Source organism: Bradyrhizobium sp. CCBAU 11357, from assembly GCF_028128865.1.
In the GTDB taxonomy this organism is placed as follows: domain Bacteria; phylum Pseudomonadota; class Alphaproteobacteria; order Rhizobiales; family Xanthobacteraceae; genus Bradyrhizobium.
The window spans coordinates 1-367 of sequence record NZ_LBJW01000023.1; the positions used below are offsets into that span (position 1 = coordinate 1).

Genomic DNA, 367 nt, shown 5'->3' on the forward strand with positions numbered 1-367 from the left:
ATACGGCCGAAAGTCGCCCACACCCCGTCTTCGCCGTCCCAGCTGCCGCGGCTCGCCGCCTTGGAGTACTCCGTGGCGCGCTGCTCGAAGAAATTGGCGTGCTCGACGCCATTGAGAATCTCGACGAGCCACGGCAGCGGATGCGGCTTGAGCTGGGTGAACCCGCCCTCCTTCGCCTCGAAGAAGCCGAAGACCGAGGCAATCCGGAGTTGGGCCAGTCGCCAGTCGGCGACGTAGCGGACGTAGGCGTGGATATGCTCAGGCAGCATGCCCTCGATCTTGCCAAGACCGAAGGCGAGCTCGACGAAGTTCTCCTCCAGCTTCAACATGGTCTTGGCGACATCGACAATGTCGTCGCGGACGGAGG

Annotated in this window: 1 pseudogene; it reads right to left on the minus strand. The window is 63.5% G+C overall.

The window, feature by feature from the left end:
* A pseudogene (locus tag XI05_RS08885) lies at positions 1-367 on the minus strand (ribonucleotide-diphosphate reductase subunit beta); the annotation flags it as partial.